General features: G+C 40.0%; 24 protein-coding genes and 1 riboswitch. Of the genes, 2 read left to right on the forward strand and 22 right to left on the reverse strand.

Annotated elements, in window-relative coordinates; genetic code table 11:
- Positions 1-111 precede the first annotated feature (111 nt).
- The 8 genes from lnu(C) to ACIRUQ_RS12080 all read right to left on the reverse strand — a co-directional run bounded on the left by lnu(C) (position 112) and on the right by ACIRUQ_RS12080 (position 6,784).
- Positions 112-606, reverse strand: a complete 495-nt coding sequence (lnu(C), locus tag ACIRUQ_RS12045) for a lincosamide nucleotidyltransferase Lnu(C) (RefSeq protein ID WP_016147248.1) — start codon at positions 604-606, stop codon at positions 112-114.
- Between the two features lie 74 nt (positions 607-680).
- On the reverse strand, positions 681-839 hold the full coding sequence (locus tag ACIRUQ_RS12050) for a transposon-encoded TnpW family protein (protein ID WP_117526082.1): 159 nt from the start codon (positions 837-839) through the stop codon (positions 681-683).
- A gap of 1,316 nt (positions 840-2,155) precedes the next feature.
- On the reverse strand, positions 2,156-3,124 hold the full coding sequence (gene dcm / locus ACIRUQ_RS12055) for a DNA (cytosine-5-)-methyltransferase (RefSeq protein ID WP_082432672.1): 969 nt from the start codon (positions 3,122-3,124) through the stop codon (positions 2,156-2,158).
- A complete protein-coding gene (locus ACIRUQ_RS12060; RefSeq protein WP_055289269.1) occupies positions 3,115-4,536 on the reverse strand; it encodes a protein NO VEIN domain-containing protein in 1,422 nt (473 codons plus the stop codon). Before ACIRUQ_RS12060 ends, dcm begins: the two co-directional genes overlap by 10 nt.
- Positions 4,536-5,588 (reverse strand): DNA cytosine methyltransferase, encoded by a 1,053-nt coding sequence (locus ACIRUQ_RS12065; RefSeq protein ID WP_055289271.1) that lies wholly within the window; start codon positions 5,586-5,588, stop codon positions 4,536-4,538. Before ACIRUQ_RS12065 ends, ACIRUQ_RS12060 begins: the two co-directional genes overlap by 1 nt.
- Positions 5,575-5,763, reverse strand: a complete 189-nt coding sequence (locus tag ACIRUQ_RS12070; protein WP_055289273.1) for a DNA-binding protein — start codon at positions 5,761-5,763, stop codon at positions 5,575-5,577. The genes ACIRUQ_RS12065 and ACIRUQ_RS12070 overlap by 14 nt, the downstream gene beginning before the upstream one ends.
- A gap of 171 nt (positions 5,764-5,934) precedes the next feature.
- Positions 5,935-6,405, reverse strand: coding sequence for a hypothetical protein (locus ACIRUQ_RS12075; protein WP_055289275.1), 471 nt, complete (start codon positions 6,403-6,405; stop codon positions 5,935-5,937).
- A 58-nt stretch (positions 6,406-6,463) separates the two neighbouring features.
- On the reverse strand, positions 6,464-6,784 hold the full coding sequence (locus ACIRUQ_RS12080) for a helix-turn-helix domain-containing protein (protein WP_082432673.1): 321 nt from the start codon (positions 6,782-6,784) through the stop codon (positions 6,464-6,466).
- A gap of 460 nt (positions 6,785-7,244) precedes the next feature.
- Here ACIRUQ_RS12080 and ACIRUQ_RS12085 point away from each other — a divergent pair, with 460 nt between their 5' ends.
- Positions 7,245-8,498 carry a hypothetical protein gene (locus ACIRUQ_RS12085; protein ID WP_055289277.1) on the forward strand — a complete coding sequence of 418 codons (1,254 nt, stop codon included), beginning with the start codon at positions 7,245-7,247 and terminating at the stop codon, positions 8,496-8,498.
- A gap of 18 nt (positions 8,499-8,516) precedes the next feature.
- Entirely contained in the window at positions 8,517-9,668 is a 1,152-nt protein-coding gene (gene dprA, locus ACIRUQ_RS12090) for a DNA-processing protein DprA (RefSeq protein WP_055289278.1), read from the forward strand.
- Positions 9,669-10,169: 501 nt separating this feature from the next.
- Here the strand turns inward: dprA and ACIRUQ_RS12095 are convergent.
- The 14 genes from ACIRUQ_RS12095 to ACIRUQ_RS12160 all read right to left on the reverse strand — a co-directional run bounded on the left by ACIRUQ_RS12095 (position 10,170) and on the right by ACIRUQ_RS12160 (position 23,829).
- Positions 10,170-11,054 (reverse strand): CpaF family protein, encoded by an 885-nt coding sequence (locus ACIRUQ_RS12095; protein ID WP_055289282.1) that lies wholly within the window; start codon positions 11,052-11,054, stop codon positions 10,170-10,172.
- A 108-nt stretch (positions 11,055-11,162) separates the two neighbouring features.
- Positions 11,163-12,203 (reverse strand): hypothetical protein, encoded by a 1,041-nt coding sequence (locus ACIRUQ_RS12100; protein ID WP_055289284.1) that lies wholly within the window; start codon positions 12,201-12,203, stop codon positions 11,163-11,165.
- Positions 12,182-12,712 (reverse strand): prepilin peptidase, encoded by a 531-nt coding sequence (locus tag ACIRUQ_RS12105; protein WP_021738600.1) that lies wholly within the window; start codon positions 12,710-12,712, stop codon positions 12,182-12,184. The genes ACIRUQ_RS12100 and ACIRUQ_RS12105 overlap by 22 nt, the downstream gene beginning before the upstream one ends.
- Before the next feature lie 93 nt (positions 12,713-12,805).
- The gene (locus ACIRUQ_RS12110; protein WP_021738599.1) at positions 12,806-13,078 is read right to left on the reverse strand and encodes a pro-sigmaK processing inhibitor BofA family protein; all 273 of its coding nucleotides are present in this window, start codon (positions 13,076-13,078) and stop codon (positions 12,806-12,808) included.
- Between the two features lie 277 nt (positions 13,079-13,355).
- A complete protein-coding gene (locus tag ACIRUQ_RS12115) occupies positions 13,356-15,485 on the reverse strand; it encodes a hypothetical protein (RefSeq protein WP_156330944.1) in 2,130 nt (709 codons plus the stop codon).
- Positions 15,478-16,638, reverse strand: a complete 1,161-nt coding sequence (locus tag ACIRUQ_RS12120; protein WP_021738596.1) for an SAM-dependent methyltransferase — start codon at positions 16,636-16,638, stop codon at positions 15,478-15,480. Before ACIRUQ_RS12120 ends, ACIRUQ_RS12115 begins: the two co-directional genes overlap by 8 nt.
- Before the next feature lie 94 nt (positions 16,639-16,732).
- Complete coding sequence (locus ACIRUQ_RS12125) at positions 16,733-17,152, reverse strand: hypothetical protein (protein WP_021738595.1); 420 nt, start codon at positions 17,150-17,152, stop codon at positions 16,733-16,735.
- 119 nt (positions 17,153-17,271) lie between these two features.
- Positions 17,272-17,553, reverse strand: a complete 282-nt coding sequence (locus tag ACIRUQ_RS12130) for a cysteine-rich small domain-containing protein (protein ID WP_021738593.1) — start codon at positions 17,551-17,553, stop codon at positions 17,272-17,274.
- Positions 17,554-17,670: 117 nt separating this feature from the next.
- A complete protein-coding gene (locus ACIRUQ_RS12135; RefSeq protein WP_022035047.1) occupies positions 17,671-18,276 on the reverse strand; it encodes a TetR/AcrR family transcriptional regulator in 606 nt (201 codons plus the stop codon).
- Positions 18,277-18,414: 138 nt separating this feature from the next.
- Positions 18,415-18,623: riboswitch (cobalamin riboswitch) on the reverse strand.
- A 244-nt stretch (positions 18,624-18,867) separates the two neighbouring features.
- Positions 18,868-20,022, reverse strand: a complete 1,155-nt coding sequence (locus ACIRUQ_RS12140) for an NADP-dependent malic enzyme (RefSeq protein WP_021738591.1) — start codon at positions 20,020-20,022, stop codon at positions 18,868-18,870.
- A 31-nt stretch (positions 20,023-20,053) separates the two neighbouring features.
- Positions 20,054-20,995 carry a 2-hydroxyacid dehydrogenase gene (locus ACIRUQ_RS12145; RefSeq protein ID WP_021738590.1) on the reverse strand — a complete coding sequence of 314 codons (942 nt, stop codon included), beginning with the start codon at positions 20,993-20,995 and terminating at the stop codon, positions 20,054-20,056.
- 33 nt (positions 20,996-21,028) lie between these two features.
- On the reverse strand, positions 21,029-22,012 hold the full coding sequence (locus ACIRUQ_RS12150; RefSeq protein WP_021738589.1) for a D-2-hydroxyacid dehydrogenase: 984 nt from the start codon (positions 22,010-22,012) through the stop codon (positions 21,029-21,031).
- Positions 22,013-22,024: 12 nt separating this feature from the next.
- Positions 22,025-23,320: a TRAP transporter large permease gene (locus tag ACIRUQ_RS12155; RefSeq protein ID WP_021738588.1), complete on the reverse strand. Its 1,296-nt coding sequence runs from the start codon at positions 23,318-23,320 to the stop codon at positions 22,025-22,027.
- A complete protein-coding gene (locus tag ACIRUQ_RS12160; RefSeq protein ID WP_021738587.1) occupies positions 23,317-23,829 on the reverse strand; it encodes a TRAP transporter small permease in 513 nt (170 codons plus the stop codon). Before ACIRUQ_RS12160 ends, ACIRUQ_RS12155 begins: the two co-directional genes overlap by 4 nt.
- Positions 23,830-23,840: the final 11 nt, after the last annotated feature.

Here is a 23,840-nt window from a genome sequence, read left to right on the forward strand (position 1 = left end):
GTACACTTGCTACAAACTTAGTATTTTCAAGGGTTTGCGAAGAATTTGATAATCAAATATAACAGTTATTAAATTTCCTAAAATATGTGAAATATCAACTGGAATTTGTAGTTATCTATACTCATTTGGAATTTCGATATGAAATGTCTCACACAATAACTTCACATCATGCACATCATTCTCATCAAATTCGTATCCCAAATGGAACATTACTTGACTATATGGTTCAATACAGGAAACCTCTATCTCCTCAATTTTTCCTTTGCCCGAAAAAGTTTCTATCGGAAAACAATCCCCCTCATAAAGAATTTCACCTTCGCCCGTATATTCAAAACAATGCAAATCAACAATTCTGTTTTTCGCATCTTCCCATACAGTATGGTTCAATGTTGTATATTCCATCTTAATCTCATAAAAGTCATTAGCTTTCATCATCTCTATAAAGTTCTGATAATCTTTCTTTTCTACAAAAATATCAATATCGTTATGGGCTCTTGACTGATATCCAAGAAGAGCATCTACACCCCAGCCGCCATCAAGAAAGACTTTAATCTCCGCATCTATTGCAAATTGAAGAATCTGTTTTACATCTGTTATATTGACCATCTTATCATCTCCGCAAATTTCGATTTGTTACTCACATGATATCATATTTTTTCTTCAATTACATCCACCTAATTTTAATATACTGCCTGTCGACTTGCTTCTGTAACCAGCATCCGGTTAATCTTCTCCTGCATTGTTTCCTTTGCATTTTCATTGAAATGATAACGGACAACATAGACTGTCTGCCCGATTTTCTTTGTAAATGTGTTACCCTCTGTTTTTGTATTCATCATTTTTTCCATAATCATTTTTCCTTTCTTTTGGAGCCCCAGCAGAGAGTCATTCCATTGGTCTCTGTCAGAACATTATTCTTTAAATCAGGCCCAAAATGGGCACTTCCAGTTTCACAGGCTACCTATATATAGCCTTTTCATTTTTGCTTGCAAAAAGCCTTGTGATCACAGCACTTTTTTAACGTAAAAAGCGTTTTAATATGATACAGCCAACGACAAGAAGCATATCTAACAAATATCATTGTCTATCACTTCTGTTTTCTCTGCCGATATCTCTCTGGTTAATGCCTAATAATCTTCCCTGCCAGACAAGACGATAAGTACAGCGTTTGCTTCTATCGTGTTTCCAAATACTTTCTTCCATCATACGATGGTTCTTCATCAAGTTCCAGTCCGTGACGTTTACAGATATCTAAAAACATTGTCCGGCAGGCAGAATCGGCTGCAGATTCAAAATTTTATTATTCAAAATAAATAAAAATGGATTCCACCAAAATACCCATCACCAAAAATGTACTGGACACTTCTATTCATTATATTTGCACCAACAACTTGAAGTTATCTTCCTGCTTACGACTTTCCAACAACATAAACTCCAAATATCATTTTGATAATATAAAGATACTTCTTTCTTACCCCAGAGCAAGATCCACCTGTGTTTAACAATATTGTCTTTCCGACAAATGTTCTTTCATCAGGTTTTTATCTTGCTGGGGATTCCCCAAACCCATTCTTTCTATTTATGCCGAGGTTACTGTACACATTAGAGCAAGATCCACCCCGGTAATACCATATCGCTATTTTAGCAATATGGCATTTTCCGGATGTTGAAATCTTGCTGAGGATTGTGCTCCCCAGTTCCTCACATTCAGCATAAATATATACTTAGTTCCCCGAATTTCTTCGGTCACAACACAGGGAGAGAAAATAGGCTAAACAGCCCTATATCCCTGTGAAATCACTATGTGATTAAAAAATAGCAAGGACAGGAAGTGTGTATACACTTCCGCAAAATTGCCAATTTTGGTTCCCTGCCCAAAATTAAAAAATACAAAAAATGGAAAAATCGTATATACCTCATAATTCAAATTTTACATTTTTTACTCATACTAATTATTGCGCTCAAATTATTTTTCTTATTTTTTCAATACTCCAAATAAAGAAAAGGACATCAACGATTAATTGTTGACATCCTTCACTTTCAATTTTCTAAGGAAATTTTACTTTGTCAAATTTTGTCCATCACTACATTCCATAGATAATTCTAAATCGTCCTTTGGAGTAAATGTCCAAATTACCCTTGCCTAATCATTAAGCTACTGTTCAAGAGCTAACTTTACAGCTCTCATTACATACCAAAACATTACTGGTGGTATCGCATTTCCTAATGCTCTATACTGAGCACTTTCACTTTCAATCAACTTGAATGTATCAGGAAAAGATTGTATCCTTGCAACTTCTCTTGGAGTAAAGCGACGATATCGCCCACCTTCCATCAATACTGGATCTGTGCTATTAAGCGATACTTTCGCCAAATGTGCACCAACCGTATTACAAGGTTCCTCGATGTTCTGAGCTCTTCCCTTATTCATTGTAGCCCTATTTCTCATCATTCCATCAACAGCCCTTTGCGAAAAGAAGTACTTCTCATCAACATTTGCTTCAATTACTTCCTTAAGGGGCACATAATCTTCTTCCCGTTTTATGACCGGATTGGGAAAATCAAATTTGATTCCCAATTCTTTTTTGAATCCAACTATGATAACACGTTCTCTTTTTTGTGGAACACCATACTCAACAGCCTTCAAAACATGATATGTTACATTATATCCGCTTTCCTCGAACTCTTTAATAATTAAAGGAAATGCTTCTTTCTTATTAGCTGTAAGTAGCCCTTTTACATTTTCTGCAATAAAGCATTTGGGTTTACGCTCTCTAAGTATTCTACACATTTCAAAGAAAAGCATACCTTTTTCATCTTTGATACCTAATCGTTTCGGGTTCTGTGCAACAATCGAAAAAGACTGACAAGGAAAACCTCCTGTTAAAATATCAAATTCAGGGAGCTCCTCAGTTTTTACAGTTCGAATATCTCGATTATCAGGCTTTAACCCAAAATTCTCTTCAAAAATATTGCACGCTGTCTGTTCAAAGTCGTTTGCATATACAATTTCAATGTCATTGGAAGCATAATGGTTCCCAAGGTAATCAAAATCTCCTTGCATTCCAACATCAGTGCCTCCGCATCCACAAAACAATGATGCCACTTTTAATTTTACACCCATGCTAATAACTCCTCGTAATGCCCCGCAGCTTCTCTGAATGTAATTTCCATTCCTTCTCGTGGCGTAATATCAATTAAGTCTTGTTTAAACAGTTCAACAGGATTCTGAAGGATATAGAGCTTAATTTCTGTCTTACTGACCATTAGGCGATATACAAAGTATCTTTCTTTATAACTCTTGGCTGCCTGCCATTCGTTCGGAGTAAGATGAATTTTATTAAATACGATTGGCTTTGTACTAATGGTTGTTTTAACCTCAATATTTCGTATTGTGTCATCAAGTTCTCTTGAACTAATGTCATACCCAACACCCAGTTCAGTAGGAATTTTAACAACCAAGTGAACAAGATCTTCTCGTCCTCCAATTTTCAGGCGCTGACACTCATGCCCATGAACCAAACTTTCTCCAATATCTCCAATATCCTTTGTTTTCAAAGATTCTAAACTCTTCAACTTCTCCATATATGCTGCGAACAGCTGCATCTTCGACTCCGGCTCTGTCGGGATTTCAGATTCAACAGCAAAGAAGGATGTGATATCAGTTGCAAAATCTGTTTCCCCAGCTTCTCGATTTACATAGCGAAACCAATCGCATCGACAATCATTTACATCCTGAATCGTGCCAGACCTATTGGCAATCATAGTATCATATTCAGAAAACCATTCTGTTGAATTGATATATTTTAGAATCGCTTCGTTTTCGCTGTGATTTATGAAGAATTCCTTGTTATTATAGGAAACTAATAAATTTGCATGTTGCATATAGTCCAAAATATCACCGGCATACCTCGTAACGTCACCATCCGCAACATATTCTATTTCCAAATCTCGGTTTCTTTGAATTCGTTGCCAAGTGATAACAACATCTTCATTATCTCTTGTGCATCGGAGATCATTGAAGATACAGTAGCAAGCCTCCTCTTTCGTGATTCCACATCGTTTTCCAGTGTTCTCCTCGGCAGTCTTGAGTAATTTCAGTATATATTGAGTGGGTTTAAAATGAATGCCTGCTTCAATCTGCTCTAAAACATCTCTAGATTTGATGTGAGCACCAGGATACTGAAAGTAATATAAGAACAACTTAAAAAACTCAACTAAGTCATTATGCTCAGCTAATTCTTTTGCCCTTAGCATTGCATGATTATAGTGATTTTCATCCTCGTAAAATAATCCAAATAAAGATGAAATCTCTGTTCTCCAGTTATTAACCGTTTTTAAGGCAAGGGTAGAATTTCCTGGAAAACACTTAATTGCATTGTTCAAAGAATTGTTAAACTCATCCTTGGGTGCATCACCAATTCTTGTGATCTCAGTAGCTATATAAATCAATACATTTTCAACATTCCCCTTAAAACGAGGTCTACAGTGATGTATTCTGAAGAAATATTCTTCAGGAATTTGATATACGCTCATTAGTTTTTCTCCTCCAACATAGCCATTACCTGCTTCGCAATTGCTTGGGCCATAAGTGGCGGTACAGCATTACCTACCTGACGGAATTGCTGCGTCTTATTTCCTAAAAAAATGAAATCATCTGGAAAAGACTGCAATCTTGCACATTCACGTACCGTTGGCACACGATTATATTGATAATGGAAGTGGTGTCTATGTCCTGTGTCAATTGTTGGTGCCGGTTTGTTGCTAGCAAATCGCGTCCATGCCACATGAAAGTTACGAGATTCACGATACTCTTCAGGAAGGCTCTTATAATTGCAGCCATCAGGAACAAGAGAAATAATCTTTTTTACCTTTTCAGAATGTGCCGCCGCAACATGATTATGTACCTTTTTTGATCTTTCACGCATCAGTTTCTGATAGGAATTCGTTGGCTCAGTTGCGTAATCAGAAATATCCTCACCAAGTTCATCCTCCAAAGGTGGCAAGTCAGAGAGTGCCATTTTGCAAGTTACCTGTTCTGAAATCTTTTCGGGATACTCAAATTCTACATCTTCTCGAGTTCCAACAAAAACAACTCTCTTTCTATTCTGAGGAACACCATAATCAGACGCACAAAGAATCTGATATTTTACTTTATAACCCATTGCAGTAAATTTCTCGATAATACTGTCCTTTATTTGGCCATTGAACAAACTTACAAGCCCTGGGACATTTTCAATAACAAACGCTCGTGGTTTTATCTCATCAACTAATCTAATATACGAAAGATACAACTTGTTTCTTGGATCATCAAACTTTCTCGGTCCAGAAAGCGACATACCTTGGCAAGGAGGACCGCCAATAATAATGTCAATTCTCTTATCACCAATTTTTTCCTTTATCTGCTCGTAATCTATTTGAGTAATATCTCCGCAAATACTTTTAGCACCCTTATGGTTTCTCTCAAATACTTCAAGCGCCTTCTGGTCATTATCAATTCCCAGCAATATATTAAAGCCAGCGCATTCAAAACCATATGAAAGACCACCAGCTCCACAGAAAAGGTCTATGGCATTATACTGATTCATTTTTATCAACCGCCTTTTTTCTTTTATCTTCGGGCTTCTCCATTTCAGATGGTATTGCCCAATTTTCTCCAAGTTTGAATGCGCCAGGAATCCGATCTTCTGAGCACAGTATTTGAACACGTCTTTGTGATATATTCCACTTTTTGGCTGCTTGACTTGCTGTCATATATTCCATCGAATTATCTCCTTCCTCGTTTTCCGCTTATAGACATTAGTTATATTATATTCGAGGGGACGAATAAAAGCAATCATTTATTCCACGGGACGAATAAACGATTACTGCAAATGTTCAAAGCAGCAACTTTTCAATCGTTCTTTGACCTATATGCAAATAAAATCATTTTTTTCAGATTATCACTTCTTTGGATAAATCATAAGAATATTGATACACAATCATATTATTCTTTATTTCAATGTATACACTATGTGCTTCTTTCAATAGGGTATTCCATGTATCAACCCATTCAGGTGGTGTGGTATCCAAAAACCACATATTTTCAAAGGCAAATTCAATAGTCCCCCATAAATCATCCTCTTTGCGCTCAGTTTTTATATTCATACTCATATGTTCTGCAATCTCCAATGCCGCCTTTTGTAAAAACGTAAACTCAACAATTTTCTTAGAATCAGGAATCTTCTTATGTTTCTTCATCTGTTCTTCCGCTTTACGAATGATTTCCTTCACCTCTACTTCACGCTGTTTTTTTTCTTCCAATTTTTCTTCTTCTGTCATTTTTGCTTTTTCAGCTTCCAGTTCTCTTTTTATTTCTTCATCTTCACTTTTTGCACTATCAAAAAATCTCTTTTCAATCAACATATTCTCCACCTACCCATAAAAAAAGAAACAGTCAACATTTTCGTTACAACTGTTTCCTTTATTTCTGAAGTCCTCGGAGCATAGCCATTACTACCGCTTGTTCTTTTTCATCAAGACCATCCCAAATCTTTAAGACCTCTTGTTGTGACTCAGATAAATTTACCGGAACGTCCATCCCTGCAAAAAACTGAGCCATTGTTACTCCCAGTGCATCACATATTTTTTCCACAGTAGGCATTGTTGGTAGACTTTCTTTAGCAATGATCTTTCCAATCGAAGATTGAGATATACCTGTCAGCTGTGACAACCGATATTTACTCATATCACGTTTTTTGCACAAAGCTACAATATTGTCTGCAATATAATCCTCTGTACGCAAGTAAATACACCTCTTTTCCGATAGTAGTTACTTTAATTGTACCTACAAATCGGCAAAAATATTAGAGATGTATCTTGAAAGTATTTACTAAGGGAAACAGAAGTATTTGTTCAAAAAAAATAGCACTATATGATATTGTACTCCATTGCTGTCAATCCACTGTCTAAGCGCTCATATTCTCTTTGTACCTTCTCAATTTTATCATATAGTTCTAGTACTGTCGAACCCTTTATCATTTTATTTAAATATCAAACTCCTTAGATTACAATACTCTGGCAAGCCAATGAATATCTCTAATAAAAGATAATAAATATATGTATACTGTAACCCATGAGTACCGTATACATATAATCCAATTGAAGTTTTCTTTAGATACTGATAATATAGAAGATATAAAAACAAACCAAATATTTTATACCATATAGTATTTTCATCTTCCAAAAATAAGAGGAGGTAACCAATGAAAAAACTAATTTTTTGTAATCTGGATTTATTGAAGTCAAATCTTGATCCTACAGATTATCAAGAACTGGATTTATCCAATTTTAATCTTGAGCGCATGAGGAAAAAACGTGACAAATTTAAGGAAAAGTTCAAACAGCTTTCAGAAAATACAGATAATACCATCTACTTCTACAGCAGAAAAACTGATGTTTTAACTAAATATGAAAAAGCATTTCGTGAACATGGATATAGTAATTTCCACTTTCGTGATAGAAGTACTTTAAAAGATTTTGTATCGTCAAACAAAAATAGAAATAATTATTTTGTATTTATTGGCGGAAAAAATACGGATTTTCAACTAGCAGTTAATACACGTTCACTCTATATTGTTCCGACTTGGTTACCGCTAGAAGATAAACCACAAAAATACGGTGTACATGTAGATACTGTAAAACAATTATATAAATTTATTCTTACGCTGAATAATCAAAATGTATGGTACTCCAAACTCACTATAGATGATAAAACAACTTGCTATTCTCTTATGGACGCAAGGTATGGTTACTATGCTAAAACACCTGAAGAAAAAGAAATGATGCAGCATTTTCAAGAATTACTGAAAGAAGGAAAAAGCAGAAATTACTATAAAATTCTTTTATATCACTTCTTAGCAGGCATGACAAATTCCACAGAATTTGATGACATTGAATTATTCGGTATGGTTCCATCCTCTAATTGCGAAGTTAACGAAGATTTATATTCTTTTATGACTTCAATCAGGTGTTTAAAAGGAAAACGTCTTCCTAAAAATTATGCTGCAACAGTGCCAAGGAGAGAGACTAATTTGTTAATTCGACATACCACCAAAAAGCAGGCACACATCAATCGAACTTCTCAACAACGTGCATCGTTAGGTGGAAATGACGAATTTGCTACTCTTTGTATTAATCCTGATTACAAAAAAAAGATTGATAAATTAAGAGACGAGGGCCGATTTAATGTATGCATATTTGATGACTATATGACACATGGAAATACCTTTAACTCCGTCAGATGTTTATTAGAATCTCTAGGAGCAAACAAAATTATTTTTATTTCTATGGGCGTATTCAAAAAACCATTTCAAAAAAAAGAATATACTATTACCGGCTCTGTATATAAAAAGGATTACTCTTACCAACTAACAGAAAGCTCTACTTTAGTTGATTTTAGAGTAAATGATAATGCAAAACAGGAAGTATCTGATTTATATGATATTTTCAATTCATAATGAATAGAGGAATCACTTGTGACAAGATATATTATTGCCTTATCCGAACTTGGGCTTAAAAATAATAATTTAATATCGCTTTTAAGAGAACACTCTTATGATATCGTGGATATGTTTGAAAATAAAAATCAAAGTATATTTGAAAAGAATCTGGACTTGATGCCGCTCCATGACATATTTTCAGATTCATCAGCAGTTGATTTAGCTTTATCTAAGGCAGATTATATTCTTACTCGTAATAAAGAGCTTGGAATTAAAACAACTTACTTCACTGCTTCATCATATCCAAAAGAGTTGGCTTTAATAAGTAATCCTCCAGCTATCATATATTATAAAGGAGCTGAATTCTCTGATATATCTTTAAAAACAATTGCTTGTGTTGGAACTCGAAAACCCACAAGACTTTCATATAATGCTGTAAACTATTTAGTTCCTCAATGGGTGCATGAAGACTGCTCAATCATTTCAGGTCTCGCTTGTGGCGTAGATAAATTATCACATCAAGCTTGTATTTCTGCTAATGGTAAGACTGTTGCTGTTTTAGCCCATGGACTTGATACAATTTATCCAAAAGAGAATACAGCTCTGGCAGAAAGAATTCTGGAAACTGGTGGTATTTTAATGTCAGAATATGCCGTAGGAACTAAACCTGATAAATTTAGATTTGTAAATAGAAATCGCCTGATTGTAGGTTTATCAAAAGTTATTGTGATCTATGAATGTGACGAAAAAGGTGGAACCATGCATAACGTTGAACATGCCAGAAGGCAAAAAAAGCCTATTTTCTGTCCCGCAATCGGAGAGGTCGTAGAAGAAATTCAAACAGGAACAAAAAAATTAATAGATGAAGGTACTGCTTGTGTCATACAACAAGGTCGTGATATAGCTGGTGTTCTTTCTGCTCTTGGCTCAGAAATAAAAAAGCCACGATTAAATAATAGAGTGATTAAACTTAATTACTTACATGCAGTGCTTTCAATTTTAAATAACCCTGTTGTTCTGGAATCCACATTAAGAACACTGAATATTAGTATCCCTGCTACACAGGATGTATACACTACTCTTGTTCATCTGATAAACGACAACTCGCTAGACATAGACAGGATACTTAATCTCCTAGTAGAAAATAATATCGCCAGCATCAACAAAACTTTAATATTCAATGACTAGTAGTAGCAAAACTGATTAATTTTTCAAGTAATATTCAAGGGAAATCCTCCAAAAAAATAACTTGATATATCATTTATCACATGCATTTTCTGAACACAAGAAGGATGCCCTATTTCAGGGCTCCCTCTTACTTATCTTTGCCCCCAAACATTTTCCACTCTCCAGCGAAGATACGAATATGCATTCCATATATTTGCCACTAAAGAGTATTCCTTTCTATAAACAAATACCGTTTGGTATTCTATAGAATGCAATCTACACCACTCATGTATGTCTTTCATATACATCCTTTTTATTCCATTGCTTAACTGTTCCATACACCATATATCTTTATCTGTCATTAACTCCATTATGAACAGTACATTATAGTATTGAATGACACCTACTCTCTTTCGTTCTTGCCTTAACCTCTTACACAATAATCTATACTTAATGTTCATGATGTATTTCTTCTCCTCTCCTAAGTATCCATTCTAATCTTTATAAACGTCATATATATAATTATAATATAGTCCATATAATAGCCTGCAGCATATCCAGTGCCTCTGCTCCGCGGACTTCTCCCACAATAATGCGGTCCGGCCGCATACGCAGAGCCGTGCGGATCAGATCCCGGATACTAATTTCCTGTGCACCCTGTCCATTTGCCGGACGCGTCTCAAGCCGCACCAGATTTTTTATATTGTTCAACTGAAGTTCTGCAGAATCTTCTATGGTAATGACACGCTCCCCCTCTGGTATATATTCCGAAAGTGCATTGAGAAATGTCGTCTTTCCGGAACCTGTCCCTCCTGAAATAAAAATATTGTATCCCGCCTTTACCAGCAGTTTCAGCAGCTCCGCCGCTTCCTCTGATATAGCTTCTGACTGCACCAGATACGCAAGATTCATTGGTATTCCACAAAATTTTCGGATTGAAATACAGGAACCATCCAACGATACCGGTTGCAAAACAATATTGACACGGGAGCCATCCGGAAGTCTCGTATCCACAATTGGCTGTGCCTCATTGACAATGCGGTCTGCAGCACCCACCATCTGCTGTATCATATCCCGCAGCCGTTCTTCCGAAAGCTGCCCTTTTTCCCATGGATAAAGCACACCTTGTTTTTCATAAAAAATATGTGCTGCACCATTAACCATAATCTCAGTAACCTCCGGATCATCCAGCAGTTCCTGTAAGATATCCAGCTTCCGAAAAGAATTGAAAATCTGTTCTTCACAAGTTTCGCGCGCATGCAAGGACAGTAAGTGTACTTTGCCAAACTGCCGCACTTCCTCCGCGATCATCCGTTTCAGCTCTTTGTCCGATATTTCTCCGGACAGATCCATATTTTGAAAAACCCGATTTCGAATCTCCTGCCAGACTGCTTCCTTTTCCTGCATAATTTCCCCCTTTCTTCTGTAATATCACTCCCAGACAATGTACTCCCTCGCTTCAAGTGTATAGAGCACTAAGCGGTGGGTAAGGGGAATGTTTATGTTCCCTTTACTTCAATCCCCGGCTGAAATAAGTTCTGCTGCCAGCCGCCCAGGTTCCGTCTCACGCCATTCATATAACAACGTGACCCCAGTATGTTCACACTTCATCTCAGGAAGAACGATCCGCTTCATAACATCTTCTCTGCCTGGTGCGCATCTGCTGACAAACCGCTTCTTTTCCCGGCCTGCACACTGCTCCATCAGATGCATCCCGCACAAATGAATCCTCGATTCTGCCTGTAAAAAGATCTGTTCACAACCACACACCAGCGTTCCCAGAGTAAACACAACCAACTCATACTGATCTGCCTGTGCAATACTTACAAGTAAGCGGTTCATATCCGCTTCTGTCAGTTCTCTCAAAATCTGCGGATTATCTGCCGGAATCAGATATTCCAGTTCATCGATCCGCCCGGTATAGCATGCCAGGGAAGCTGCGGACTGCCTGCGCAGAGCAAGCAGAAAGTCACTGAAATCTTCCGGCTGTTCCACCAGTTCAAACAATTCCGTCATTTCACTGCATTCTGTAAAATTGACATACAACACTTTCTTTGTCTCTGATAGCATCCAGGCGTAAAACAACGAAAATGCCATAAGTACTCCACTCTGCCCCTCTCCGGTAAATACCATCCACCGCTGTCTACCGCCTTCCTGCTCCACTTTTTGTCTTCCTCCGACATTCATCGGACATTTTGAAACAATCTCACGATACAGACAGTCCCTGGGCTGATATTGATACACAACAGCCTTCTCCGTACCCTTCTCCGTACATTTCTGTGCTGTCACCGTCAAGGTATGATTTACCAGATGCTGTTCTGTCAGATAAGTAATAAATGCCTCTGAACCAATTCCCGTATCCCAGCATTTACTACCCTCCATGGGCCCTCCCACTGATTGTTTTTTCATTTCCCAAACTTCCGGTTGCTCTGGTATTTCCCAGTGTTCCAACAGTTCCACCCGGGCACTTTTCCCCAGTCGTTCATTGAGATACAACACCAGCTTTTGCATATAAGATTTTTCCAGACCACCAATTACAATGGTATAAATTTGCACAGATTCACCCCCAGAACTGCTGCATATCCCAAAAGGATAAATGCAGAAAAATGAATTTGATGTCCGGGCACTTTTCTTCCGTCATAAGAAACAATTTTTCCAAGTGCTGCAATTCGTCGAAAATATTGAATACAGCTTCGCATACTTGTCCGAAACTGCTTTCGATTCAGCAATCTGCCGAATGAGAATCCTGCTGCAAGCAGGAAAGAAATACAGATACAATAGATAATATCCCGACTGCCATTTAAGCAGCCAACTACACATAATAATTTAATATCACCGGCTCCCAAGCCCCGCATTCGAAACGGGATCCAACAGATAAGTACCGGCAATAACAGTCCTCCCAGTAATTCCGGAAAACCTGCCTCTTTCATTCCGGGAATCCAAAGCACCACGCCCAGTAGTATTCCCATCATCAACCATCGATTTCTGATCTTTCCCCGGGCAAAATCCATTTCCACTGCCCGAAGCAGCCAGACCGATGTCACACTAATCTGAATAAGTCTCACATACGTTCCGCCTCCTTTGTGAGACCGATTATAGGATGTTTTTTCCCTACTGTCTACCCCTCTTTTTTATGCCATTTTTCCCTTTGTGCAATATCACAACAATTGTAAAAATAAAATGCCATAAAGTGCTGCCATTCCACTGATACCAAGGGTTCCATATGTCAAAAAGCTGATAAGATTAATCCCTACCGCCACATCCAGCCCCCGTGCCAGAAAGAAGCTGTTCAGAAAGTGGGAACATAGAAAACACACCACCGTCCGAGCCGCGAAATTCAAGAGAACTTCGGCATTTTTCTTCAATACACCAATTAAGATTACCAGAATACAGACACTGGTTATGGCTGCAATTCCATACATTCGCTCCATACTGTCATATCCATGTTTTCTCTTGTTGTAATATATTATTTTTGTGGAATTTTATGCTATTTTTCATACAGTTTTCTTGTCACGCACTTACACTGTAACAAGTAAAACATTCCATGTTTACGATATGTACATTTGAAGAATACTGAACTATTAACAAATAAGAATCTTTTTTCATTTGACAAAAAATACCGCTGACGTATGAGATTTTCCACACGTCAGCGGCACTCTTCCGCTTTCAGGTACTTTTATTTTATTTCTTATACACTATCCTCTGCTGTTATTCAATAGTCAGAGGCTCTTGAGTCTGACTCTGCCCCAACCGCCATACATACAACAGATTATTTCCGATCACAACACCTTTATTTGCATCTGCGCTCTGCACAGCCGCTGCCATATCGTCCGTTGCCAGCACCACTTTTCCCTTTGCATATACATAATAAGCACTGGAAGCATTCAGATTTTTTATTTCCAGCGTATTTGGCTCCTCGTTTTCGATCAATTTTGGAATCAGCGTTTTCGGTGTGCTGCCGGAAGTCTCCTCCAGAAGCTTCAGAACAACTTCCTTCTGTTTTACATCCGATACAACAGTATCGATATTCACCTGATCCTTCTCCTGCAGATCCCGGTTCATGATCGTATCTTCGGTAGTATCCACATAAATGTCACCATTTTTCATGACACGGCTCAGGTAAATACTTCCGTCCTGAATCCGGATACCGGTCACATAAATACCTGGTGTCTCATAAGTCTTCAGCACAGAATGTGCGCTGTCCGATGTATCCACAATAAGCACCTGGCTTAGTGCCAGTGTATCCGTCTGAGTCTGAGTACTGAAAATATCCGTACGGTAACCCCAGCCATAGATGCAGTCACTGCCCAGAAATCCCAGCGGTTTCAGCAATTGGTTCTCATTTGCATGAATATCAAAGGACTCTCCTTTTTCAAGATCTGTCACATGCATCGTTGTACCATCCTCAGACCAGGCGATATACCGTCCATCTTCAGAATTTACCAGCATATCGGATTTCAGACCGTCAATGTACACTTCCGCCTTACGGCTGTCCATCTGGATCCTGTATACCTGATTGGAAACTGTCAGATAAAACACACCGCTGTCAGACACATACATCAACTTTCCAATCTGCTCTTTTACAATCTCATAAGACAGTGTCGTCGGTACAAACAGCATCTCTTCCACCGTGTTAGTTACTCCGTCATAGTGGCAGACACTGACTCCCACCTGTCCTTCATGCTCACCGCAGTTCATATAACCATATACGACAAAATCCAGACTTCCTCCCTCGTCTACCCGAAGGATACGAATATCATGTTCCTGATAATTTTCCCGGATATCCATGCCTTCCTGGCTCCGGAAACTGAAAACTCTCGTCAAATTGTTTTCAATCTGATTGTAGCTCCACAGTTCTCCCTGCTGCACAAAACAGATGACATTTCCTGTCTCATTTGTCTTATATGACACATTTTCAGATCGGATTCCCAGATCAATCATGTCCTTGCTGATCTGATCCCCCTCACCACGGAAAATCTCTTCCATAGTACGCTCAAAACTCAGCAGATAGATTTTTTCCGCGCCGACACGTACCCGGTAATATTCTTCCACATTATAATATTCAGAATTTCCACTGTCACCCACGGAAGACATAATGTATTCCAGCAGAATCACCTGATAATCATCATTCATTTCTTTGATGGAAACCACCGGTGTCGTCACTTCCGTTCCCACAAAATCTCCCCAGCATGCCTGAGACAGACTGTTATTAATTGTCACTTTCTGAAGTGTCGTATTATCTGCTGCGGAAGATGGTTCCATATAGGAACTCAGTTCAGACTGACGTTCCTTATTCATAGTAATGGCATGAAACTCCTCCACAAAATCCACGCATGCGTCAATCTGACTCTTTCCTACTTCCATAATTCTCGTATAGTAATAGCTGGTCTGCTCTCCGGCTGTCACCTGCAGGATCAGCTGATATTCCGTCTGCTCTTCCAACAGATTTTCTACGCTGATGGTTCCGGTCACCGCCGTTTTGTCTCCGGACACCTGGACGTTTCCGTCCTGTACCAGCCGGTCTCCGTTCAGACTCCGGATCTGGAATGATACTTCTTTAATCTTATTATCATAAGGATCGATCCGCAGAGACAGTTTTCCGTTCTCCGGCAACGGTGTAATTGTATCCCGCATGGAAATGACTGACATTTCCTCCACATAACCATGCAGTTCATTCAACGGATGCCCATTATCCTCAAAATAAACCACCGGAAGCGTCGGTGCCGCCAGATCTGTGGTCAGATCCTTTGTCTCATGATTCGTCAGCTTTGAAAAAGTAAACAATGCTACAATAAAAACTGCCAGCAAAATCAAAATTTTCTGTATTCCTCTACGCATCTGCTGCATCCCTTTCTTCTCTCATCAGTGCCGCCAGTGTTGGGGAAACATGCAGTTCCTCCATCATCTTTGTCAGTTCCTCCGCCCGTTTCTGTCTGCCGGATTTCACTGCACGGAGCAGAATATTTTTCGGTGTATGTTCCATATCAATAAACTCCAGAACCTGCACCTGATATCCAGCCTCCTCCAACAAATTTGCCCGGATGGCATCTGTCAGCAGCGCAGACATCCGCTCTTTGATCAGCCCGTATTTCAACACCGGCTGCAGCAACTCATTTTCAATCTGACGATTTACCTCATGCTGACAACATGGTACAGACAAAATGACCTTTGCTCCCCAGCGCACTGCTTTATCCAGAGCATAATCGGTCGCCGTATCACAGGCATGCAGCGTCACCACCATGTCCACATGATCCACGCCGTCATAATCCGCGATATCACCAGTCAAAAATGTCAGCTTCTCATAGCCGTAATCCTCTGCCAGCTGCTGGCAGTGTACGATTACATCTGCCTTGAGATCCAGCCCGATGATCCTTACATCATAGTGTTTCAACTCATGCAGATAATAATACATGGCAAATGTCAGATAGGATTTTCCACATCCGAAATCTATAATAACAGATTCCCTGTCTTTTGGAAGCTCCGGAACAATATCTTCAATAAATTCTAAGAAACGGTTCATCTGGCGAAACTTATCATATCTGGAATGAACAATTTTCCCTTCTTTTGTCTGCACCCCAAGGTCATGCAGAAACGGTACCGGAATATCCGGATCCAAAATATATTTTTTCCGGCGGTTATGCTCCAGTGGGGCAGCAGGCACCGGGCAGCCGCTCTTAAGCTGGCGCACCGTCCGTTTACCTTTTTTACTGACCAGAACCTGCACCTGTTTTTTCGGATGAAGGACTTCCAATTGCCGAAATCCTTCCATCCAGCCCGCCACCTTTTCATACACTTCTTCCTCTGTCAGATTATAGTGCTGCACCTGTTTTTCCGTATAGGCACTTGCCTGAAACACCAACTGCTCCTTCAGCAGCACCGGACGGATTTCAATCTTTCTTACACTATCTTTTTTCCGCGGACCACTGATGATGATTTTTGCCAGATGTTGATCCATACAGTCCGCCAGTATCTCTTTCCATTCATTTATCATAATATATCTCTTTTCTATCGTTATTATCCATGGTATTCGCTACAAGAGTTTCTACTGTGCTAATTATAGGGTATCTTTTTGCGTCATACAAGCCCTAATACCATCTCCGACACCGATAATGCCTGCATCTTCTTCGATACATTTCCTGCATCAGCATCACCTGGATCAGATGAAAATAACGTTCCTCTACCTGAAGCCGTCCCTCCTCGTCTATATGATCCGGATTCAGCTCCCGGTATATTTTCCTGCAGAGCATTTCCAGCATCAGCCGGTCCGGATAACGATCATACATCATGCTGCCTTCATATTCCATCCGGTCACACTCCCGGTCTACCAGACTCTGAATCTGCCGCGCGTCCCTCGGATACAGTTCCTGCATCCGCCTGCAATCCTTCTCATATTCCGTCTCCTCAAATAGCGTATTCTGCATGGGATATGTCATATAAAAGGGCATTTTATCCCCAGTGTACGGATCCTGTTCCATCCATGAATATCTTTCCTGTCCGAAATTCATATTACACTCCAAAAGAAATCTATTTCTTATCACAACATATGCACAAAAAGAAAAATCTGTGTTCTTCCATCGAAAAACACAGACTCTTCATGTTTGTTTCACAAAAGAATTGAAAATAATCAGGCCTCCATACATCTTGGCTTTTTGCGGATCCGTTCTGCGATCAACAGATATTTGTTCATCACATGTGCATATCCTTCTCTGCAATGAGGAAGCGTGCAGTTGGAACAATTTTTAATACCATTTGGCAGATACTCAAAATTGCCTCCGCACTCATCGCCCAGCAGATACAGCGGACAATAACAGAACAGACAGTTAAAATCCTCATCTGCAACCCCTTTGTGACATGGGAAATACTCACATGCACGATTCTGAAAAAAATCAAATCCTTCTTTCTTCATAATAACCTCCTACATGATACTTAATAATGAAACTTATCTATTTTCCCACTCTTTTTCTATCAATTTAAATTCAAGTCAAACGAATCTGCTGCTTATACAAACCAGATCCGTCGCACGTTATTTTACTGCGGTTGCTTTCTGCTGAAATATCTGGGAAAAACTGTCCACATGACGATCCAGAATATCCACCACACTCTCCTTCTCCTCTGCTCCGTCATAAATACTGTAAAGCAGAAAAATCGGCCCGTAAAAGTCCAGTACAAGTTGTCGTGCCTTCTGGCTGTCTTTGGTCAGCTGCTCAAAAATCGGCTCCATATAAGACACCGGCCCTTTTGCCAGATATCTCTGATAGAGATTTGCCATCCGCGGATCGCGGTACTGCTCCAGCGTCAGCACTCTCCGGAAACAACTTGGGAATTCTTCGCTGGTCCAATAAGAAAATTGTTCCTTCGTATATGTCTTGATATCATCATAAGATACCTGTCTTTCACTTAGAAAATCCTCACCCTGTTGTTCCTCCGGCAGACCATACTCGGATGCTTTCTCGACAATGCTGTCCAGAATTTCCTGTTTACTCTTATAATGTTTGTACAATGCAGCTTTTGTCACTCCTAATTTTGCTGCAATGTCATTCATTGAGGTTCCGGTGTACCCATTCTGTGAAAAAAGCTGTAACGCTTCTTCCAGTATTCGTTCTTTCATTGGTTTTTCGTTTCGTTTCATACTTGCCCTCCTGACTAAAAATTCTTCTCCAGGAATTGAATTTTGCAAATAAAAACTGCGGCAAGCCATTTCAGACTGCCGCAGCCGATTTTCTGCAAAACATACATACTAAACCCATTCATTCCAATTCCGAAAATGAATAAGCATTTCCATTTAAGCAGGTCTCCTGACTTACATATCAACAGCGTCTCTGCATTGCCTTCTCAGGATTGTTCCCAATGACTGACTTTCGTCTCATGCAGCGCCTCCATGCATACAGTGGCGGTACCGTTCCGGATTCTGACCGGATTCACTATTCTTCACGTATTTCCGCTTCATTGCTTTGAACTGACTCATACCCACAGTTCTGTATCAATACAAAATACATGACACTTAAATGTTCTATTCAGATGCTTATAGTATACAGAATAGCTCATAAAAAGTCAATCCATGGTTGAAAAAAAGTTTCCGATTGGTTACTGTTACATCTGATGTTTTTCCAAAATACACAAAGAAGCCACCCTGACATGATAGTTGATGATATATTCAGAGTAGCTTCTTTTTAATTTTATTTTGGAGAGGGTTTGAAAGTTTTCACTTATTTTACTGTAATCAATGTTTTACACAAGCTTTTACAGCAGCACTGACAGCTTCTGCCACACGCTCATCGAAAGCTTCCGGCAAAATATTATCCTCGGAAAGATCTTCCTCTGCCACAAGTCCTGCCACCGCATTCGCTGCAATCAGCTTCATCTCATCTGTGATCTTTGTGGCCCGGCTTTCCAATGCACCTTTAAAGATCCCTGGAAAAACCACCACATTGTTTACCTGATTCGGGAAATCACTTCGTCCCGTTCCAACAACTCTTGCACCTGCCGCTTTTGCCACATCCGGCATAATTTCCGGTACCGGATTTGCCATGGCAAAAAGAATGGCATCTTTGTTCATACCTGCAACCATTTCTGCGGTCACAATGTTTGGTGCTGATACACCGACAAAGATATCCGCGCCTTTCAGTGCATCTGCCAGTGTACCCGTCCTATCTTCCAGATTCGTCACCTTCTGCATTTCTTTCTGCATCCAGTTCAGATTCGCAGAATGGCTGTTGATTATACCGTTAATATCACACATGGTGATCTCTGGAAAACCATAGAGCAACAGCAATTTTGTAATGGCAATACCTGCTGAACCTGCTCCGTTTACAACAATTTTACACTTCTCTTTCTGTTTTCCGACCACCTTTAGCGCATTAATGATACCTGCCAGCACCACAATCGCTGTTCCGTGCTGATCGTCATGAAATACCGGAATGTCCAGTTCCTGTTTCAGTCGTTCCTCAATTTCAAAACAACGCGGTGCGGAAATATCTTCCAGATTGATACCGCCAAATCCCGGTGAAAGTGCTTTTACAATACGGATGATTTCCTCTGTATCCTGTGTATCCAGACAGATTGGAATCGCATTTACACCACCAAATTCTTTAAACAATACTGCTTTTCCTTCCATTACCGGCATAGCTGCTTTTGCACCGATATTTCCAAGACCGAGCACCGCACTTCCATCTGATACAACTGCGATCGTATTGCCTTTCATCGTATAGCGGTATACTTCCTCTTCATTTTCTGCTATTTTTTTACAAGGTTCTGCTACACCCGGTGTATATGCAATTGCTAAATCTTCCCGTGTCTTTACCGGGGTTTTTGAACTGATTTCTAGTTTTCCTTTCCACTCTTCATGTAATTTGAGTGCTTTTTCATTGATCGTCATATCTGTGTTCCTTTTTTTACCACCAGCAATCCTACATTATATTCTGCGGTGTTCCATTCAAATATTTCACTACATTGTCAAATACAATTATTGCCCGTTTCACCATAGCTTCCTTACTTGCAAAAGCCACATGTGGTGTCAAAATGGTATGTTTTGCATTCACAAGCGGATGTGTCTTTGCAATTGGCGGTTCTGTCTCAAACACATCAATGCAAGCGCCTGCAATCTTGTCATTATTTAATGCATCTGCCAGTGCCTGACTGTCGAGAACCGGTCCTCTCGCTGTATTGATCAGTACAGCATTGGGTTTCATCAGGGCAATCTTCTCTGCACTGATCAGACCTTTTGTCTCTGCATTTGACGGCACATGTAAGGAGATGATATCACTCTCTGCCATCAGCTCATCCAGTGACACATAGCGGACATTGTCCATCTCCTTCTTTGTCCGGCTGTACGCAAGCACCTCACAGCCAAAAGCTGCCGCAATTCTTGCTACGTTCATTCCAATAGCGCCGGTTCCTACAACACCGAACTTCTTGCCCTCCAGTTCACAGCCGATCAGACCGTCTTTCGTACCTTCCCGTCTGGTTGCAGCATCACAGGCCGCCAAATTACGGTAAAACATAATCAACATGCCAAATACAAGATCCGAAACTGCTGCAGTGGAATATCCTGCACAGTTGCATACAATGACACCATTTGCCTTGCATGCATCCATGGCAATATGATCGATACCGGTAAATGCAACCGATAATAATTTTAATTTTTTACATCCATTGATAACTTCCGCATTCAGGGGATTATTTGCTACCACGATAATCTCCGCATCTTTTCCGCGTTCTATCAGTTCCTGTGTATCTGTTGTTTTTGTATCGTAATAAATAATCTCCACAGAATCCTTTAATGCATTCCGGGCTATAGACAAAAGTTTGTCTTTCTCCACTCCAAGAGGCTCAATAATTACTAATTTCATATCACTTTTCTCGCTTTCCGGCTTTTCTTCTGCCTAATATCTCTGCTTCATATCAATTTCGTTCAACAGCGGTTTTCCTGCCTCATACAATTTCAGGTTTTCACAGAACTGGGCAATGGCTCTGTCAATATATAACTTGCTGTCTGCTGCACAATGCGGTGTGATAATCACATTATCCATATCCCACAACGGACTGTCGCTGCTCAATGGTTCTTCCTCTACTGCATCCAGTGCTGCGCCGCCGATTTCACCAGTCTGAAGAGCCCGAATCAGATCATCTTCCTTTACAACCGGTCCCCTGGCGATATTGATCACCACTGCTGTCTTTTTCATTATACGGAACTTATCCATGTTGAACATGTGTCTCGTCGCATCGGTCAACGGTGTTACAATCACCACAAAATCGCATAACGGCAATACCTTGTCCAAATCATCATCAGAATATACCTCATCAAAATATTCCAGCGGTGTCACGCGGCGCTTTACCCCAAGCACCGTCATTCCCAGAGCCTTAGATAACCGTGCCACTTCACATCCGATTGCACCGGCTCCGATGATTCCCACAGTCATTCCCTCTGCTTCTAACGGCTGGCATTCAAATTTCTTATCCCATACATGTTTTAACTGTCTGCGATACAGCTCGGATGAGTTTCTCATAAAGCTGATCATATAGCCTGCAGTTGTCAGAGCCATCGTTTTTCCATGAATACCTTTTGCATTTGTCAGTCTCACCGGAAGTTCACTGATAGAACCATCCATGATCGGATTCACACCAGCTGAAAAAGAATTGATCCATTTCAGCCTTTTGGACTGTTTACAGTATGTCTCCGGCATTTTCCCGCTGCCACCCCATATAAACAGTATCTCTGCATCGTATCCTTTCTCCAGTGCTTCCTCCTCACTTCCACACCAGTATACCTTACCAGAAATACATTTTTCAATCTCCTCTATATGTTTTTCTGTTACCACCATCGGGATCATATCACTTTTTTTATACATTACCAATACATCTGCCATGACTTTCTCCCCTTATTTTGCAATCCATAGTGTAAGTTGTGGTATAAATGTAATTAACAACAATACCACCAGCATGGATATAATAAATGGTAAAATTGCTTTTACCAGCTTCTGCATGGATACTCCGGATACGGACATTCCGGTAAACAGGCAGGTACCAAATGGCGGCGTTACAAATCCAATACAAACTGCGGTACACATCACAATACCAAACTGCAGTGTACTGATTCCAAGCTGCTGGATCACCGGAAGAAACATCGGAATCGTAATCAGAAGAATCGGTGTTGCATCCATAATGCATCCCATGATCAGTAAGATTACCAGAATAATAAACAAAATGACATATTTATTATCGGAAATACCAAGCAGACCATGTACCAGCATCTGTGGCAGCTGTGCATAAGATACGACGAAAGCAAATAAAGCTGCACCGGCTACAATAAACATGATATTTGCGGTTCCTTTTGCGGAGTTAAATAAAATCTGTGGGATATCTTTAATACTGATTTCTTTATATACAAAGATTCCGATGATCAATGAGTATAACACAGCCAGTACAGCTGATTCTGTCGGTGTACAGATTCCGGAATAAATGGAGCCCAGAATGATAACCGGGGAACCGATAGCCGGAATTGCTTTTAACAATGCTTTCAAAAACGCACCGAGATGAAATTTTTCCTGGGAACCGTTTTCTCCACGCCCCACACCTTTCCAGCCGTTTTTCCTGCAGACAAACCATGCCACGATACCAAGTCCGATTGCCATATAGATTCCTGCCGGAACTCCCATCAGATACAGATCTGTCAGAGATACATTTGTATTTACTGCGTAAATAATCATTGCCGTCGATGGCGGAATGATCGGTCCTAAAACCGCGCCTGCGGAAAATACAGCAGTAGAAAACTCTCTGCTGTAACCGGCTTCCAGCATGTAAGGAAGCATAATGGCACCGATGGTTACACAACAAGCCATTGCGGATCCGGTCATTGCCGCAAAGATTGCACATACTACGATGGTTACAAGAGCAAGTCCGCCGGTCACATTACCGATTGCCATATTACATACATTTACCAGACGCTTTGCAATACCGCCTTTGGCCATCAGATCTCCTGCCAGAATAAAAAATGGAATACACATCAGTGCTGCCACATCGCATCCGGAGAACAGGCGCTGAACAACGGTCATGGCCGGAATGCCTTCCAATACAAAAAACAGAATGGATGAAAGTCCCAGAGTTGCTGCCACCGGTACACCGATCAGCAGCAGCACAATGGCTACAATCAGAAAAATAATTATATGTCCGGTCACTGTCCCTCTCCTCCTTCCGTCTGATCTTTCTTTGTCAGTTTCACAATATCATCCAATGCCCGATAAAAATACGCATAACTTAACAATGCAAAGGCCACCGGAAATACCAGATATGGAAACATCATGCTGAGTCCCGTATTTGCTGATTTTGATAACTTTGCAATTGTCATCTGCATAAATCCATATTTTAATACGATTACTACAAATATAAATCCTGCAATATGCTGTACCAGTTCCAGAATCTGTTTATGTTTCTGTTTTTTCATCAGATCCTCAATAATGGAAACTTTCACATGTTCCAGATTAAGTGCGATATAGGCCGCACCGAGAAAGACGGCCCATATCATGATGTAACGTGCAGTTTCTTCTGTCCACGAAAAACCTTTATGGAACAGATAACGTCCGAATACCTGCAGTGACAGCACTACTGTCATGTAAGTAAAACACGCGATCAAAGCAACTTTCAGGATCTGTGAAATATACTTGTTAATTTTTTGCAAAACCTGCATAATTACACCTC

The sequence above is a fragment of the Eubacterium ramulus genome (assembly GCF_045002895.1).
Classification (GTDB): Bacteria; Bacillota; Clostridia; order Lachnospirales; family Lachnospiraceae; genus Eubacterium_I; species Eubacterium_I ramulus.

Coding starts and splice junctions, on each gene's coding strand:
- ACIRUQ_RS12050 (WP_117526082.1), bottom strand. CDS start 839: ATGATGAATACAAAAACAGAGGGTAACACATTTACAAAGAAAATCGGG.
- dcm (WP_082432672.1), bottom strand. CDS start 3,124: ATGGGTGTAAAATTAAAAGTGGCATCATTGTTTTGTGGATGCGGAGGC.
- ACIRUQ_RS12060 (WP_055289269.1), bottom strand. CDS start 4,536: ATGAGCGTATATCAAATTCCTGAAGAATATTTCTTCAGAATACATCAC.
- ACIRUQ_RS12065 (WP_055289271.1), bottom strand. CDS start 5,588: ATGAATCAGTATAATGCCATAGACCTTTTCTGTGGAGCTGGTGGTCTT.
- ACIRUQ_RS12070 (WP_055289273.1), bottom strand. CDS start 5,763: ATGGAATATATGACAGCAAGTCAAGCAGCCAAAAAGTGGAATATATCA.
- ACIRUQ_RS12075 (WP_055289275.1), bottom strand. CDS start 6,405: ATGTTGATTGAAAAGAGATTTTTTGATAGTGCAAAAAGTGAAGATGAA.
- ACIRUQ_RS12085 (WP_055289277.1), top strand. CDS start 7,245: ATGAAAAAACTAATTTTTTGTAATCTGGATTTATTGAAGTCAAATCTT.
- ACIRUQ_RS12095 (WP_055289282.1), bottom strand. CDS start 11,054: ATGCAGGAAAAGGAAGCAGTCTGGCAGGAGATTCGAAATCGGGTTTTT.
- ACIRUQ_RS12110 (WP_021738599.1), bottom strand. CDS start 13,078: ATGGAGCGAATGTATGGAATTGCAGCCATAACCAGTGTCTGTATTCTG.
- ACIRUQ_RS12115 (WP_156330944.1), bottom strand. CDS start 15,485: ATGCGTAGAGGAATACAGAAAATTTTGATTTTGCTGGCAGTTTTTATT.
- ACIRUQ_RS12120 (WP_021738596.1), bottom strand. CDS start 16,638: ATGATAAATGAATGGAAAGAGATACTGGCGGACTGTATGGATCAACAT.
- ACIRUQ_RS12125 (WP_021738595.1), bottom strand. CDS start 17,152: ATGAATTTCGGACAGGAAAGATATTCATGGATGGAACAGGATCCGTAC.
- ACIRUQ_RS12130 (WP_021738593.1), bottom strand. CDS start 17,553: ATGAAGAAAGAAGGATTTGATTTTTTTCAGAATCGTGCATGTGAGTAT.
- ACIRUQ_RS12135 (WP_022035047.1), bottom strand. CDS start 18,276: ATGAAACGAAACGAAAAACCAATGAAAGAACGAATACTGGAAGAAGCG.
- ACIRUQ_RS12140 (WP_021738591.1), bottom strand. CDS start 20,022: ATGACGATCAATGAAAAAGCACTCAAATTACATGAAGAGTGGAAAGGA.
- ACIRUQ_RS12145 (WP_021738590.1), bottom strand. CDS start 20,995: ATGAAATTAGTAATTATTGAGCCTCTTGGAGTGGAGAAAGACAAACTT.
- ACIRUQ_RS12150 (WP_021738589.1), bottom strand. CDS start 22,012: ATGGCAGATGTATTGGTAATGTATAAAAAAAGTGATATGATCCCGATG.
- ACIRUQ_RS12160 (WP_021738587.1), bottom strand. CDS start 23,829: ATGCAGGTTTTGCAAAAAATTAACAAGTATATTTCACAGATCCTGAAA.